Here is a 14,049-nt window from a genome sequence, read left to right on the forward strand (position 1 = left end):
TACCGCTTGTCGAATGATTGCGGCACGCGTACCGTGGCGGCATCGCACTGATTTCTCCGCCGCATGACGCTTGACCCCCACACCACCTTGCCCCGGTTCCAGCAGGTTCGCCTGATCCTGCGCGAGCGGATTCGTGGTGGGCATTACGAGACCGGCATGCCGCTGCCCGGTGAGCGGCAGCTGGCGGAAGAGTTTGGCGTGGCGCGCGTCACGGTGCGCTCGGCGCTTGCGCGGTTGCAGGAAGAAGGGTTGGTGGTGCGGTTGCGCGGCAAGGGCACCGTGCCCGCTGCCAGGCATCCGTCGCAGGCCCAGGCGGCGGTGCAGACCGTGCGGGGCGGCCTGCTCGACAATATTGTCAGCGTCAGCATGCGCACGCGGGTGCAGGTGCTTGAATGGAAGCGCATGCCGGCGCCACCGGCGGTAAGCGCCGCGCTGGAACTGCCGCCCGGTGCGCCGGTGCTCAAGGTGGTGCGCGTACGCAAGTTCAAGGCGCAGCCGATCTCCTATACCGAGGTGTTCGTGCCCGGCGATCTGGCAGGCGCGCTTGACCGTCATACGCTACAGGACACGCCGATGCTGGTGGCGCTGGAGCAGCATGGCATCGAGGTGGTATCCGCGGACCAGACGCTGGGGGCCGCGGTTGCCGATCTGGATGTGGCGCGGATACTGCGCATTGCGCCGGGTGTGCCGTTGCTGCGCGTGTCTCGCGTGGCAACCGACGCGAACGGCAGGCCAGTGCAGTTCCTGGTCGGGCTCTATCATCCGGAGCGCTATACCTACCAGATGCGGTTGTCGCGCGCGGGGGCGTCGACACGCGTGTGGATCGACGCCGACCAGCACTAGCGCGGCGCCAACCTTGCACTAGCGTCGCACCAGGGCCACCACGTAGACGCACTCGGCTGGCCCGGGATTGCTGAAGGTGCAAGGCGCGGGTGGCCCCAGTTGCAGGCAGTCGCCTGCATTGAGAGTGTGAACCAGTTCGCCTTCCTCGAAGACCAGCGTGCCGGCGAGCACCCAGATTTGCTGGTGCTGAAACGCGAATGCCGACGACGGGTAAGACACGCGCGCGTTGCCCGGCAGCGTGACTTCCACCAGTTCAAGCATGCCGCCGTTGCGCGGCGAGACTGCGCGGCGCGTATAGCCGGTTTCGGGGTCCTGCCAGACCGGTTGGTCGGCCCCGCGGCTCAGGCGTTCGCCAGCCTGCTCGGCGAGGGCCAGCAGCATCGACAACTGCAGGCCAAAGGCGCCCGACAGGCGCCCCAGCACGGTGGCGGTGGGGCTGGCCTCGCCGCGCTCGATCTTGCTGATCATCGCCTTCGATACCCCCGAGTGGTCGGCCAGTTCCGCCAGCGACCAGCCGCGCGATTCACGCTCGATTCGCACGCGGGCAGAGATGGCGGTGGTGGGGTCGTCGGGAAGTCGGCTCATGATCGGACTGGCGGCAGGGACGTCGCATTATAAGAGGCGCCTGTCCGATGCCGGGAGTGTTGTTGCGCGGCAATCCAAGGGTTAACCCTCTGCATTCAATCCTTACGATGATGTGCATTCGTCCACTATAGTGGATGAAAATCCTGATCACGCATCCTCGAACGGAGCCCCCAATGCCGCGTGAGATCCGCCTGAACGCCTTCGACATGAACTGTATCGGCCATATCCAGCAAGGATTGTGGACGCACCCGCGCGACCAGTCGCACCGCTATGCCGAACTGCAGTACTGGGTCGAATATGCGAAGACGCTCGAACGCGGTCTGTTCGACGGCATCTTCTTTGCCGATGTGGTTGGTGTCTACGACGTCTATGGTGGCAATGCAGACGCCGCGTTGCGGGGTGCCGTGCAGGTACCGGTCAATGATCCGACATTGCTCATTCCGGCCATGGCGGCGGTGACGCAGCACCTGGGTTTTGGCGTGACCGCCAATCTGACCTACGAGCAGCCATTCCTGTTCGCGCGGCGCATGTCCACGCTCGATCATCTGACCGGTGGGCGTATCGGCTGGAATATCGTGACCGGTTACCTGGACAGCGCGGCTCGCGCGATCGGTATCGATGGACAGGTGGCGCACGACGACCGCTATGACCTGGCCGACGAGTACATGGCGCTGGTCTACAAGCTCTGGGAAGGCAGTTGGGACGACGATGCGGTGGTTGGCGACCGCGCCGGTGGCGTCTATGCGCGCCCGGACAAGGTGCGCGTGATCCATCACCAGGGGCCGCAATACAAGGTCGATGCGATGCATCTGTGCGCGCCGTCGCCGCAGCGTACGCCGGTGCTGTATCAGGCCGGCGCGTCCACGCGGGGCCGGCGCTTTGCGGCCACGCATGCCGAGTGTGTGTTCGTGAACGGGCAGAAGAAAGAGGGCGTGAAGGAGATTGTCGACGATATTCGTGCGCAGGCCGTGCAACTGGGCCGCCATGCCGACGACGTGAAGGTGTTCCTGGGCGCCACACTGGTGGTGGGGCGCACCGATGCCGAAGCCCAGGAGAAGTTCGAGGAGTATCGCCGCTACGTCAGCTCCGAGGCAGCATTGGTGCATGCGGCGGCCTCGCTGGGGATCGATTTCGCGCGCTATGATCTGGACGAGCCGATCGACACGGGCAAGAGCCAGGCCATCGTATCGAATGTGGAAGCGATGACACGCAGCGCGGGACCGCAGTGGACGCGCCGCAAGTTGCTCGAACAGATGGTGTTGGGCAGCCGCCAGCCGCCATGGGTGGGCTCGGCCGAGCGCGTGGCGGACCTGCTGATGGCATGGAGCGAGGAAACCGGCGTGGATGGCTTCAACCTTTCACGCACGGTGGTGCCGGAATGCTTCGAGGATGTGATCGACCTTGTGGTGCCGTTGTTGCAGGAACGTGGCGCATACAAGACCGCGTATCAGTCGGGCACCTATCGGGACAAGCTGTTCGGGCGGCCGCGCTTGCCAGGGTCGCATGCCGCGGCGCAATATCGCGGCACCGGCGCGAACCAGTCATGACAATCATGGTAGACAAGACAACTTTTCGTGACGCGATGGCGGGCCTCGGGGCCGCCGTCAATGTCATTACGACCGACGGCACGGCCGGGCTGGCCGGGTGCACGGCATCGGCCGTGTGCGCCGTGACCGACGAGCCGCCAACGCTGCTGGTATGTATCAACCGCACCAGCCGCAATAACGCGGCGATGCGCGAGAACGGCCGGCTTTGCGTAAACGTGCTGGCGGCCGAGCAGCGCGATCTTGCGATGCGCTTTGCCGACAAGGACCTGTCCATCGGCGACCGCTTTGCATGCGCCGAGTGGGAGCAACTGGCCACCGGTGCGCCGGTGCTGCATGGGGCGGTCAGCGCGCTCGATTGCGAGATCGAATCGGTGACCGAGGTTGGCACCCATACGGTGTTTTTCTGCCAGATCAAGGCCGCGCGCGCCGCCAGCGGGCGCGACGGGCTGATCTACTTCGGGCGCGATTTCCATCGCGTCGGGATGGCCGCGCAGCAGGTGCCTGCCTGAGCATGCCGGCATCGCCTTCCACCGCCGCGCCCGCGCAGCAGCGCCAGCGCGGCAAGCTGTTCTCGATTGCGATCCTGCTGCTGGCCGAGGTTGCGGCAATGGGTGTCTGGTTCTCGGCAAGTACTGCCGTGGCAGTCATCAAACGCGAACATGCGATTTCCGCCTTTGACGAGGCATTGCTGACCAGTGCCGTGCAATTCGGCTTTGTGGCTGGCACGCTGGCTTCGGCGCTGCTGTCGCTGCCCGACCGGTATGACCTGCGCAGGTTGTTTGCCGGTTCGGCTCTGGTGGCGGCAATCGCCACCGGTGCGCTGGCCTTCCTGCCGCCGGTTGGTGGCACGGTGGTGGTGCTGCGCTTTATTACCGGCATGTGCATGGCGGGCGTCTACCCCGTGGGCATGCGGCTGGCTGCCACCTGGGCGCAGCGCGATCTCGGCCTGCTGATCGGCTTGCTGGTCGGGGCGTTGACGCTGGGCTCGGCAAGTCCGCATCTGGTGGCGGCAACCGGTGGGCTGGAGTGGCGCCTCATATACGCGGTGGCGGCCGCCTGCGCGGCCGGTGCGGCGGCGCTGATCGGCCTGGCTGGCATTGGTCCCAATCTGCGGCGTGCGGCGCGTATCGATCTGGGCAAGATCGCGCAGGCATGGCGGCAACCGGCGGTGCGGCTGGCCAACCTTGGCTACCTGGGCCATATGTGGGAGCTCTATGCGATGTGGGCGTGGCTGGCGTTGTTCCTGCAACAAACGCTTGCCGCGCGCGGCATGGCCGAGGCGCGTGCCCATGCGGAATTGCTGACCTTCGCGGTGATTGCCATTGGCGCCCTAGGGGCGTGGCTGGGAGGGTGGCTCGCCGATCGCGTGGGACGTACCGCGGTGACGATCGGCGCGATGGCCATCAGCGCATCGTGTGCGGCGGTGATGGGATGGCTGGCCACGGCGCCGCTGACGGTGCTGATCACGGTTGCCTTGATCTGGGGGGTGTCGGTGATTGCCGACTCGGCGCAGTTCTCGGCAAGCGTGACCGAACTGGCGGAACCGTCATCGATCGGTACGCTGCTGACCGCGCAGACCTGCGCGGGCTTCCTGCTGACGTTGATCAGCATTCACCTGGTGCCTGATATCGTTGCGCTGCTTGGCTGGCGCGGCGGCTTCGGCATGCTGGCGATCGGGCCGGCGCTGGGCTGCATCGCGATGTGGCGGCTGCGGCAGCATCCCGATGCGGTGAAGCTGGCCGGGGGGCGGCGGTAGCTGGCAGGTGGGTGGGGCAAGCGGCTTCAGAAACTTGCCGCAAGGCCCAGCGAAACCCCGCTCACATTGTTGCCGAACACATAGCGCACCACGGCACGCACGCGTGTCACGAACACCTCATGCGCACTGGTGTCGAGTTCCAGTCCGGTGCCGAGTGTTGTCAGCCGGTTGAAGCCCAGCACATCGGCCTGGCTGCCCAGGTATTGGGAATGCGACAGCTCCAGTACATAGCGCACCGGCCGATCCAGTGCGAACAGGCCGGTGGGCGCGCGCCAGCGTGCATAGAGGTTGGCGGTCTGCGCGGTGGCCGAGCCCGTGACTCCGGCCGTGGTGCCGCCAAAGGTCCGCAGATGGATGTTGGTGTAGCGCAGCTCCACGTCGATGTCGTGCTCGGGCCGGTAGTGTTCCCAGTCCAGCATCACCGAACCCCCAAGTCCGTAGGCGTTGAGTGTGCCGTGATCGAGGAAGTTGATGCTACGGTCGGCGGCGCGCTCCAGGATGAACTTGCCGACGGCAAGGTCGCTCGACACATTGCCCAGCGAGGCATTGAAGATGGGCCGGAATACGAGGTCCTTGTCATCGGTCAGCGGGAAATCCCAGCCGATGCCGATGGTGCCTGCCACGGTATTCCAGCGCGTGGGAATCGGGCGCGTTTCGGTGCCATCGCTGGCCACGAAGGTCGGGTCGTAGCGGCTGTAGGCGATCGATCCTTCCATGTAGAGCGGGAAAGACCTGCTCATCGTAAAGCCGCCGCCCAGCTGCGACATCACGATGCCGGGGTTGCCGCTGGTGGTGTTGTTGATCGACAGCGAACTGGACGCCAGGTCGGGTACCACCGAATAGGCCATCAACGACAGCACGCCATTGGCCTGCTTCTGCACGTTGGCGCCCACCACGCTGAACTGCGCGTGGACGGGCAGGCTTGCGCACAGGCAGACGGTGGCGAGGATGGCGGCTTTCCTGATCATGCGGCGCAACGGATAGGGCGTTGCCACCCATGGTCGCAAGGATCGCGCGCCGGTGGAATTCAGTTTTCTCGTGCCACGTGTTTAGGAAATCCGCTTTGTCGCCGCTTTGTCAAAATTGACGCCTGCAGTGCACTTGTATCCGAAGCGCCCGGGTGGCCCATGAAGCCGTCCGACATGTAATTGCGAAGCTGTCCTACAACACGGCGCCATCAGGGTTTCTACAATGTCCAGTAGCGCCGCTTCCGACGCCATCCGGCCTGCCAGGCTGGCTGCGGGCGGGAACCGGGCCTTCTTGAATCCACTACAGGAGCGCGATCATGAACAAGGACCAGGTAAAGGGCCGCATGAATGAAGCCAAGGGCAAGGCCAAGGAAATTGCCGGCAAGGTAACCGGCAAGACTTCCACCGAAATGAAGGGCAAGGCCCAACAGGTGGCCGGCCGCACGCAAGCCGCCTATGGCGATGCCAAGGAAGACATGAAGAAGAATCCGCGCTAAACGGTAGAGCGCGGTAGAGATTGTTTTGCTCCCCTCTCCCGCATGCGGGAGAGGGGTTGGGGGAGAGGGCATGAGGTTCTGCTTGCCTCGTAAGGATATTTGAACCGCCAGCCCTCTCCCCCGCCCCTCTCCCGCCGTGCGGGAGAGGGGAGAACACCACCAGGTTTAATCCGCCATCGGTGGCAGTACGCGGCCCGGATTCAGCAGGTTCTTCGGATCCAGCGCGCGCTTGACCTGCCACATCAATTCCAGCTCCACCTGTGACTTCACGTTGCGCAAGTCATCGCGCTTGACCACGCCAATGCCGTGCTCGGCCGAGATCGACCCGTTTTCGGCATGGGCCAGACCGTCCACCAGGTCGGATACCGGCTTGTACCACTGCGCCAGGAACGCCTTTGCGTCCCGATCCTTGGGGCGCAACGGGTTGAAGTGGACGTTGCCGTCGCCCATGTGTCCGTAGATCACCATGCGCGTGGCCGGGTCCAGCGCCAGCACCTCGGCTGACGCCTTCTCGATGAACTGCGCGATGCGCGAGACCGGCACCGAGATATCGCATTTGATGCTGCCGCCGGTGCGGGTCTGGGCGTCCGAGATCTCCTCGCGGATGCGCCAGAACTGTTGTACGTCGGCCAGGCTAGCCGCCACGGCGGCATCCGCAACCCAGCCATTGCCCAGGCCTGCTTCGAGGATATCCATCAGCGTAGCATTGAGGCTTTCCTCGTCGGCGCCCGACGTCAGTTCGATCAGCACCATCCAGTCATGGCGGCCTTGCAGCGGCGACGGGACATTGCCGAGGTATTCGAGCACCAGGTCCAGCGCCGGCGCCGAGATCAGTTCGAAGGCCGTGACCGCGCCGCCGGACAGCGCACGTGCTTCGCCCAGCAGCTTCACGGCGGCTGCGGGACTTTCCACGGCCACGAATGCCACGGCCGTCGAGCGCGGTTGTGGCATCAGTTTCAGCACCGCGCCGGTGATGATCCCGAGCGTGCCTTCCGCGCCAACAAACAGATGCTTGAGGTCGTAGCCGGTGTTGTCCTTGCGCAGCCCCTTCAGCGACGAAAAAACCCGGCCGTCGGGCAGCACCACCTCGATGCCGAGCACGAGGTCGCGCATGTTGCCGTAGCGCAGTACCGCGGTGCCGCCGGCATTGGTCGACAGGTTGCCGCCAATCTGGCACGAACCTTCCGAGCCGATGCGCAGCGGAAACAGGCGTTTGTTGTCTTCGGCCGCGGCGCGCGCGCCCGACAGCGTGACACCGGCTTCCACGGTCATCGTGTCGTTGATCGTGTCGATGGCCAGCACACGGTTCATCTTCTTGAGGCTGATCACCACGGCGGTGCCGCTGTCGTCGGGCACGGCGCCCCCCATCAGCGACGTATTGCCGCCCTGCGGCACCACGGGTACGTCATGCGCGTAGCACCAGGCCATGACCTGGCTGACCTGTTCCGTGGTCGACGGCATGACCACCACGGGCGACTTGCCGTGATAGATGCGGCGGTAGTCTGTGGTGTACGGCTCGGTGTCCGAGGCGGCCGTCAGGCAGCCGTTGGCACCGACGATGGCCTGCATGGCTTGCAGCAGGGCGTCTTGGGAAGGCAGGGCGGTCATCTTGTACGTCTTCTTGCGATCAGTAAGCGGCGCCGGGGGCGGCAATGTTCTTCGCGCGCTCGGGCAGGAATTCCGCGGCAAGCCGGCGCGCGGCGTTGGCGTAGACCAGCACGTCGACGCCGGTGGCCACGAACGTGCAGCCGAGTTCCAGATAACGGCGCGCGAGCGCATTGTCGGAGGTCAGCGTGCCGGCGGCCTTGCCGCTGGCGACGATCGTGCGCATCGCGCTCTCGATCTGCGCCTGAACGTCGGGATGGCCCGGGTTGCCGCGATGGCCCATCGATGCGGCCAGGTCGGCCGGACCAATGAACACGCCGTCCACGCCATCGACGGCGCAGATTGCTTCCAGGTTCTGCATGGCGGTCACGGTTTCGGCCTGCACCAGCAGGCAGACTTCGTCATCGGCCACGTCGAGGTAGTCGGTACGCGAGGCCCATTGCGAGACCCGTGCCACGGCACTGCCCACGCCGCGAACGCCGAACGGCGGATAGCGAGTGGCGCGCACCAGCGCGGCGGCCTGCTCGGCGGTATCGACCATCGGGATCAGCAGCGTGCGGGCGCCGATATCGAGCAGTTGCTTGATCAGCGCGGTCTCGCCCGATACGGCGCGAACCACCGCCTGCGAGCGGTACGGGGCCAATACCTGCAGCGTCTGCAGGATCGTGCGCACGTCGTTGGGTGCGTGTTCGCCGTCTACCAGCAGCCAGTCGAAGCCCGCCGTGGCGGTGACTTCGGCAAGGTAGGGGGTAGCGGCGGACATCCAGAGGCCGATTTGTGCCTGGCGGGCGGCCAAAGCGGCCTTGAACGGGTTATGTGCGGGCATGTTGTGCTTGTCTCCTGTCGGATGGGCGTCAGATCAACTGGCCCTGGCAGAGATACTTGGTATGCATGTAATCGTCAAGTCCATGACGCGATCCTTCGCGGCCGTAGCCGGATTCCTTGACCCCGCCGAACGGTGCGGCCTCTGACGCCAGCGCGCCCTCGTTGATGCCGACGATGCCGGTTTCCAGCGCCTGGGCCACGCGCCAGATCCGGCGCACATCGTTCGAATAGAAATAGGCGGCCAGCCCGAACGGCGTATCGTTGGCATCGCGGACTACCTCGTCCTCATGCGTGAAACGGAATACCGGCGCCACCGGACCGAAGGTTTCCTCGTGGGCCAGCGCCATGGCTGGCGTGGCATTGACCAGTACCGTCGGCGCGTAGTAATGCGGACCGTCACTGGCGCGCACGCGCGCGCCGCCCACCACCACGCGCGCACCCTTGTCGACGGCGTCCTGCACATGGCGGTCGATCTTGTCCACGGCGCGCGCATTGATCATCGGGCCAATCTGCGCGGCGGCTTCGGTGGCGGGGCCAACATGGAGCGCGCCCACGCGCGCTGCCAGCTTGTCGACGAAGGCGTCGTGCACGGCGGCCTGCACATAGACCCGGTTCGGGCATACACAGGTCTGGCCGCCATTGCGGAACTTGGAAGCCATCAGGCCGTCGACCGCGGCATCGAGATCGGCATCGTCGAACACGATGAACGGTGCGTTGCCGCCGAGTTCCAGCGACAGCTTCTTCAGCGTGCCGGCCGACTCGCGCGCCAGATGCTTGCCCACCGGCGTGGAGCCGGTGAACGTGATCTTGCGCACGCGGCTGTCGGCCAGCCATGCGTCGACCACGGCCGGCGTGTTGGTGCGCGATGCGGTGACGATATTGAGTACGCCTTGCGGCAGGCCGGCCTGTTCGGCCAGGTAGACCAGTGCCAGCGCGGTCAGCGGCGTGTCTTCGGCGGGTTTGGCCACCACGGTGCAACCTGCCGCCAGTGCCGGCGCGATCTTGCGCGCGATCATCGCCAGCGGGAAGTTCCACGGCGTAATGGCCGCCACCACGCCCACCGGCTCCTTGATCACCAGCATCTTGCGGCCCGGCACGGCCTCGGCAACCACGTCGCCGCAGATGCGCGTGGCTTCCTCGGCAAACCATTCCACATACGATGCGCCGTAGCGTACCTCGCCCAGGCTTTCATGCATCGGCTTGCCCTGCTCGGCGGAGATGATGCGCGCCAGGTCCTGCTCGTTGGCAAGGATCAGCGCGTTCCAGCGCTTGATGATCTGCGCGCGCTCGCGGGCGGTGCGGTGGCTCCAGGCGGGAAACGCCGCGGCGGCGGCATCGGCGGCCTGCCGGGCGTCGGCGGCATCGCTGTCGGCAACCTTGGCGATCACCTCGCCGGTGGCGGGGTCGGTGACACCCAGGCGTTGCCGGGCATCACACCATTGCTGGTCGATAAAGTTCTGCGAGCGGAGCAGGGCGGGGTTGGTCAGCGTTGTCAGCATGGGGGATATTGAAGGTATGTGGGTGGCAGTTTGGACGGCTGGCCCTCTCCCCCGCCCCTCTCCCGCCGTGCGGGAGAGGGGAGAACACCGGGGGTGCATCAAATGGTGTCAGCTCACGATCCCCACATGCCAGGGCACGAATTCATGATCGCCGAGCCCGAGCAGTTCGCTCTTGGTGGGCTCGCCCGATGCCGCGCGCAGGATATGTTCGAAGATCCGCTCGCCCATCTGTGCCACGCTGAGCTCGCCGTCGAGGACCAGGCCGCAGTTGATGTCCATGTCTTCCTCGAGCCGCCGGAACATTGGCGAATTCGACGCGAGCTTGATCGTGGGCGCGGGCTTGGATCCGAACATCGAGCCGCGGCCCGTGGTGAAGCAGATCAGGTTGGCGCCGCTGGCGATCTGGCCGGTGGCTGCCACGGGATCGTAGCCGGGCGAATCCATGAAGACGAAGCCAGCCTTGTCGATCGGCTCGGCGTATTCGTACACGGCCTGCAGCGGTGTGGTGCCGCCCTTCATGGCCGAACCGAGCGACTTCTCGAAGATATTGGCCAGGCCACCCTGCTGGTTGCCGTGGCCGACCACGCCGTTGAACTGCGCGTTTTGTCCCGCGGTATAGCGCTCCCACCAGGCTAGCCGGTCCAGCAGCTTCTGGCCGACCTCGGGGGTAACGGCGCGGCGCGTGAGCATATATTCCACGCCGTGGATCTCGGGCGTCTCGGACAGGATGGCCGTGCCGCCGTGGCGCACCAGGATATCCATCGCGGCACCCAGCGCCGGGTTGGCGGTGATGCCGGAGAAGCCGTCGGAGCCACCGCATTCGAGACCGATCTTGATATGGCTCGCGCTGACCGGTTGCCGCGTATAGGCGTTGGCGGCCGGCAGCATGGCTTCGATGGCGCGGATGCCTGCCTCGATGGTGGCACGGGTGCCGCCGGTGTCCTGCATCACCATCGTGTGCAGGTTTTCACCGGGGATCAACCCTTGCGATTCGACCAGCGATGCCACCTGGTTGCGCTCGCAACCCAGGCCGACGATCAGTACCCCAGCCAGGTTCGGATGCCGTGCATAGCCGGCGATGGTCCGGCGCAGCATATCGAAATGCTCGCTTGGCGACGACATGCCGCAACCGCTGCTCTGCGCGAATGCGGCCACGCCATCGACATTGGGATAGGCCGCGAGCCGTTCCTTGGTGAAATGCGCGGCGATATGCTTGATCACCGTGGCCGAGCAGTTCACCGACGACAGGATGCCGATAAAGTTGCGCGTGCCAACCCGGCCATCGGGCCGTACATAACCCATGAAGGTGGCGCGCTCGGATTCGGGCACGTAGTCCACGGGGCGCACGTCGCGGCAGAACTCCGGATCGCGATAGAAATCGACCAGCCGGAGGTTGTGGCTATGCACGTGTTCGCCGGCAGCGATATCGCGTTCGGCCACGCCGATCACGGTATCGTACTTGCGGACCTGTTCGCCGCGTGCAATCGCACGCGCGGCAATCTTGTGCCCGGCCGGCACCTGGGCGCGCACGCGCACACCCAGCGCTTCCAGATGCTGGCCCAGCGTCAGGTCGCCGCGGGCGATCAGGACGTTGTCGTTGGCATGCAGGCGAATGACGGGATTGGAAGTCACGATGGCAAATGCGTTGTCGGGTTAGCTCTGCTGCAGCATTTCCTTGAGCTTCAGGCGCCGGATCAGCTGGGTTTCCTGCTCGTAGACCGATGCTACGTACTTCTTGTAGTCGGGGCCGTCCAGATACATGATCGGCGCGTCGAGGCGCGCGGCCACGTTCTTGAACTCGGTGCTGGCCACGGCGGCGCGGAACGCCTCGCGCAGCTTCATCTCGATGGCCGGCGGCAGGCCCTTGGGCGCGCCGATGCCATTCGGGGCTTCCACCACGACGTTGTAGCCAAGTTCCTTGAGCGTGGGCGTGTCCTTGAAGCGCGGCGTGCGCTGCTCGCCCCAGGTAGCCAGCAGGCGCAGCTTGCCCGCTTCCACATGCGGTGCCCACGAGCTGGAATCGGCCAGCAGGTCGACCTGGTTGGCCAGTACGTCCTGCAGTGCCTGGGAGCCGCCCTTGTACGCGACGGCATTGAACTTGATGCCCGCGGCCAGCGCGAACTGCTCCATGCCGACGTGCGTGGCACCGCCGATGCCGGCATGTGCATAGGTAATGCGGCCCGGATTTGCCTTGGCTTCGGCAACCACGTCGGCCAGCGTCTTGAAGCGCGAACCAGCCGGTACGGCGATGCCGAAGGTCTGGCCCGACGTGCGCGCCAGGTAGGTCAGTTCGCTGCGCGGATCCAGCTGCAGCATGCCGAGCTGCGAGAAGCGCGTGACCGAGATCGGGATCTGGCCGATCGTGTAGCCGTCCGGATTGGCGCGGGCCAGGGCCTTGGTGCCGATCATGCCCGAGGCACCGGCGCGGTTTTCCACCACGATCGATTGCTTGAGGATGCCCGACGCCACCTGGCAGAGCGCACGCATCGACTGGTCCGCGGTACCGCCAACCGGCCATGGGCAGATAAACGTGATGGGACGGTCAGGATACTCGCCGGCAGCGCGTGCAATGCGTGGCGCCAGCAGGCTGGCCGTGCCAGTCGCGGCAGCAGCAGCGGCCGCGACGCTGCCCAACAGCAGGCGGCGACGCGTGAGGCTCACGGGATGGCTGGCGGGAAAGCCTTGAGTCATGGGGATTGTCTCCATCATCGGTTGTTGTATGTCGCGGGTGGTGCTATGCCAACCGCCGTGACCCGATTGTGGGCGTGATGAACATAACCATCCAATATAAAATTGGCATTGCTTCATAACCTGAAGGTTAGATAGACTGCCGCCATGGCACATATCGACCGCGCGTTCCGTTCCAATATCAAGCTGCGCCACCTGCAATTGCTGGTGGCGCTCGACGAGTTCCGCCACCTGGGGCGCACCGCGGAATTCCTGGCCGTAAGCCAGCCGGCCGTGTCGAAGGTGCTGGCCGAGGTGGAAAAGATGCTCGGCATGACGCTCTTCACGCGCTCCACGCGTGGCACGGAGCCCACGCCGGCAGGCGAATCGCTGGTGCGTTTCGCGCGCTCGGTGCTGGCGCAGTACGACGTGACGCGTGACGAGATCGAGGCCGTGGCCAGTGGCGCGGCGGGGCGAGTGCGCGTGGGCGCGATGGGCGCCACGCTGCCGGTGCTGCTGGCGCGTGCGGTAACGCAGCTCAAGGACCGGTCGCCGCGCGCCACCGTCCTGATCGAGGAGGGCGACCTTACCCACCTGTTGCCGCGCCTGCGGCTGTCCGAGCTCGACGTGATCGTCGGGCGGCTCGAGCCGTCTTACGCGGCGCCCGACCTGGTTACCGAAGCGCTCTATGAGGAACCAATGGTGGCCATCGTCGCCGCAGGCCATCCATTGGCGCGCAAGGCGCGGCCCGACTGGTCGGACCTGGCCCAGGGCCCGCTGGTGATGCCGCCGCCGTGGGCCTCGCTGCGGGTCAAGATCGAACAGGCGTTCTTCCTCCATGGGCAGCAGCCACCGGCCGATGTCATGGAGTCGTCGTCCTACCTGGCGGTCACTACCTTCGTGGCGCAGCGGCAGGCGGTGGGCTTCGTGGCCCGCTCAGTGGGACAGCAGTTGCAGACGGAAGGGCGTTTCCATGTGCTGGCGATGCCGGTCGAACTGGATTTGCCACCCATCGGCCTGATTACGCTGCGCGACCGCAGGCTGCCCCCGAGCGTGACGGAACTGGCCGCCTGCCTGCATGACGTGGCACGCGAGATCGTGCGCGCACGCGCACGGCCGGCAAGGAAACCGAAACCCACGGAATAGGCGGCTGCCAGCCGCGACATGTATCGGCGGGTGGCGCCGTCTATCTGTCGATCCGCGCAATCCCGGTGTTGCCGCGCGCCAACCGGGTGGTAATCTCGCTGCACCTCCGCT

General features: G+C 65.6%; 13 protein-coding genes. 6 read left to right on the forward strand and 7 right to left on the reverse strand.

Going from position 1 to position 14,049, the window contains the following annotated elements; all coding sequences use genetic code 11:
• Nucleotides 1–63: 63 nt before the first annotated feature.
• Nucleotides 64–843, forward strand: a complete 780-nt coding sequence (locus ACO550_RS07730; protein ID WP_315591435.1) for a UTRA domain-containing protein — start codon at nucleotides 64–66, stop codon at nucleotides 841–843.
• Between the two features lie 18 nt (nucleotides 844–861).
• Here ACO550_RS07730 and ACO550_RS07735 read toward each other — a convergent pair whose 3' ends face one another.
• Nucleotides 862–1,428: a helix-turn-helix domain-containing protein gene (locus ACO550_RS07735; protein ID WP_315591434.1), complete on the reverse strand. Its 567-nt coding sequence runs from the start codon at nucleotides 1,426–1,428 to the stop codon at nucleotides 862–864.
• A 173-nt stretch (nucleotides 1,429–1,601) separates the two neighbouring features.
• On the opposite strand from ACO550_RS07735, the gene ACO550_RS07740 reads away from it, so the two are divergent.
• The 3 genes from ACO550_RS07740 to ACO550_RS07750 are packed head-to-tail and all read left to right on the forward strand — an operon-like array spanning nucleotide 1,602 to nucleotide 4,731.
• A complete protein-coding gene (locus ACO550_RS07740; RefSeq protein WP_315591433.1) occupies nucleotides 1,602–2,975 on the forward strand; it encodes an LLM class flavin-dependent oxidoreductase in 1,374 nt (457 codons plus the stop codon).
• A 5-nt stretch (nucleotides 2,976–2,980) separates the two neighbouring features.
• A complete protein-coding gene (locus tag ACO550_RS07745) occupies nucleotides 2,981–3,484 on the forward strand; it encodes a flavin reductase (RefSeq protein WP_315591660.1) in 504 nt (167 codons plus the stop codon).
• 2 nt (nucleotides 3,485–3,486) lie between these two features.
• A complete protein-coding gene (locus ACO550_RS07750) occupies nucleotides 3,487–4,731 on the forward strand; it encodes an MFS transporter (protein WP_315591432.1) in 1,245 nt (414 codons plus the stop codon).
• Between the two features lie 26 nt (nucleotides 4,732–4,757).
• On the opposite strand, the gene ACO550_RS07755 is transcribed toward ACO550_RS07750, so the two are convergent.
• On the reverse strand, nucleotides 4,758–5,699 hold the full coding sequence (locus ACO550_RS07755) for a hypothetical protein (RefSeq protein WP_485994590.1): 942 nt from the start codon (nucleotides 5,697–5,699) through the stop codon (nucleotides 4,758–4,760).
• A gap of 317 nt (nucleotides 5,700–6,016) precedes the next feature.
• Between ACO550_RS07755 and ACO550_RS07760 the strand changes: the two genes are divergently transcribed.
• Complete coding sequence (locus tag ACO550_RS07760) at nucleotides 6,017–6,196, forward strand: CsbD family protein (protein WP_315591430.1); 180 nt, start codon at nucleotides 6,017–6,019, stop codon at nucleotides 6,194–6,196.
• Between the two features lie 165 nt (nucleotides 6,197–6,361).
• Here ACO550_RS07760 and ACO550_RS07765 read toward each other — a convergent pair whose 3' ends face one another.
• The 5 genes from ACO550_RS07765 to ACO550_RS07785 all read right to left on the reverse strand — a co-directional run bounded on the left by ACO550_RS07765 (nucleotide 6,362) and on the right by ACO550_RS07785 (nucleotide 12,816).
• Complete coding sequence (locus ACO550_RS07765) at nucleotides 6,362–7,804, reverse strand: FAD-binding oxidoreductase (RefSeq protein ID WP_315591429.1); 1,443 nt, start codon at nucleotides 7,802–7,804, stop codon at nucleotides 6,362–6,364.
• Nucleotides 7,805–7,823: 19 nt separating this feature from the next.
• Complete coding sequence (gene hpaI, locus ACO550_RS07770) at nucleotides 7,824–8,627, reverse strand: 4-hydroxy-2-oxoheptanedioate aldolase (protein WP_315591428.1); 804 nt, start codon at nucleotides 8,625–8,627, stop codon at nucleotides 7,824–7,826.
• 28 nt (nucleotides 8,628–8,655) lie between these two features.
• Nucleotides 8,656–10,125, reverse strand: a complete 1,470-nt coding sequence (locus tag ACO550_RS07775) for a succinate-semialdehyde dehydrogenase (protein WP_315591427.1) — start codon at nucleotides 10,123–10,125, stop codon at nucleotides 8,656–8,658.
• 108 nt (nucleotides 10,126–10,233) lie between these two features.
• Nucleotides 10,234–11,757, reverse strand: coding sequence for a UxaA family hydrolase (locus tag ACO550_RS07780; RefSeq protein WP_315591426.1), 1,524 nt, complete (start codon nucleotides 11,755–11,757; stop codon nucleotides 10,234–10,236).
• Between the two features lie 21 nt (nucleotides 11,758–11,778).
• Nucleotides 11,779–12,816 (reverse strand): tripartite tricarboxylate transporter substrate-binding protein, encoded by a 1,038-nt coding sequence (locus ACO550_RS07785; RefSeq protein WP_315591425.1) that lies wholly within the window; start codon nucleotides 12,814–12,816, stop codon nucleotides 11,779–11,781.
• Between the two features lie 144 nt (nucleotides 12,817–12,960).
• Between ACO550_RS07785 and ACO550_RS07790 the strand changes: the two genes are divergently transcribed.
• Nucleotides 12,961–13,938, forward strand: coding sequence for a LysR substrate-binding domain-containing protein (locus tag ACO550_RS07790; RefSeq protein ID WP_315591424.1), 978 nt, complete (start codon nucleotides 12,961–12,963; stop codon nucleotides 13,936–13,938).
• The last annotated feature ends 111 nt before the right edge of the window (nucleotides 13,939–14,049 follow it).

The organism is Cupriavidus sp. (assembly GCF_057315035.1).

What these genes read in the sequence shown, in the direction of transcription:
- ACO550_RS07765 (WP_315591429.1), bottom strand. Translation starts at nt 7,804, where the DNA reads ATGACCGCCCTGCCTTCCCAAGACGCCCTGCTGCAAGCCATGCAGGCC.
- ACO550_RS07735 (WP_315591434.1), bottom strand. Translation starts at nt 1,428, where the DNA reads ATGAGCCGACTTCCCGACGACCCCACCACCGCCATCTCTGCCCGCGTG.
- ACO550_RS07775 (WP_315591427.1), bottom strand. Translation starts at nt 10,125, where the DNA reads ATGCTGACAACGCTGACCAACCCCGCCCTGCTCCGCTCGCAGAACTTT.
- ACO550_RS07745 (WP_315591660.1), top strand. Translation starts at nt 2,981, where the DNA reads ATGGTAGACAAGACAACTTTTCGTGACGCGATGGCGGGCCTCGGGGCC.
- hpaI (WP_315591428.1), bottom strand. Translation starts at nt 8,627, where the DNA reads ATGCCCGCACATAACCCGTTCAAGGCCGCTTTGGCCGCCCGCCAGGCA.
- ACO550_RS07755 (WP_485994590.1), bottom strand. Translation starts at nt 5,699, where the DNA reads ATGATCAGGAAAGCCGCCATCCTCGCCACCGTCTGCCTGTGCGCAAGC.
- ACO550_RS07785 (WP_315591425.1), bottom strand. Translation starts at nt 12,816, where the DNA reads ATGACTCAAGGCTTTCCCGCCAGCCATCCCGTGAGCCTCACGCGTCGC.
- ACO550_RS07760 (WP_315591430.1), top strand. Translation starts at nt 6,017, where the DNA reads ATGAACAAGGACCAGGTAAAGGGCCGCATGAATGAAGCCAAGGGCAAG.
- ACO550_RS07740 (WP_315591433.1), top strand. Translation starts at nt 1,602, where the DNA reads ATGCCGCGTGAGATCCGCCTGAACGCCTTCGACATGAACTGTATCGGC.
- ACO550_RS07730 (WP_315591435.1), top strand. Translation starts at nt 64, where the DNA reads ATGACGCTTGACCCCCACACCACCTTGCCCCGGTTCCAGCAGGTTCGC.
- ACO550_RS07790 (WP_315591424.1), top strand. Translation starts at nt 12,961, where the DNA reads ATGGCACATATCGACCGCGCGTTCCGTTCCAATATCAAGCTGCGCCAC.
- ACO550_RS07750 (WP_315591432.1), top strand. Translation starts at nt 3,487, where the DNA reads ATGCCGGCATCGCCTTCCACCGCCGCGCCCGCGCAGCAGCGCCAGCGC.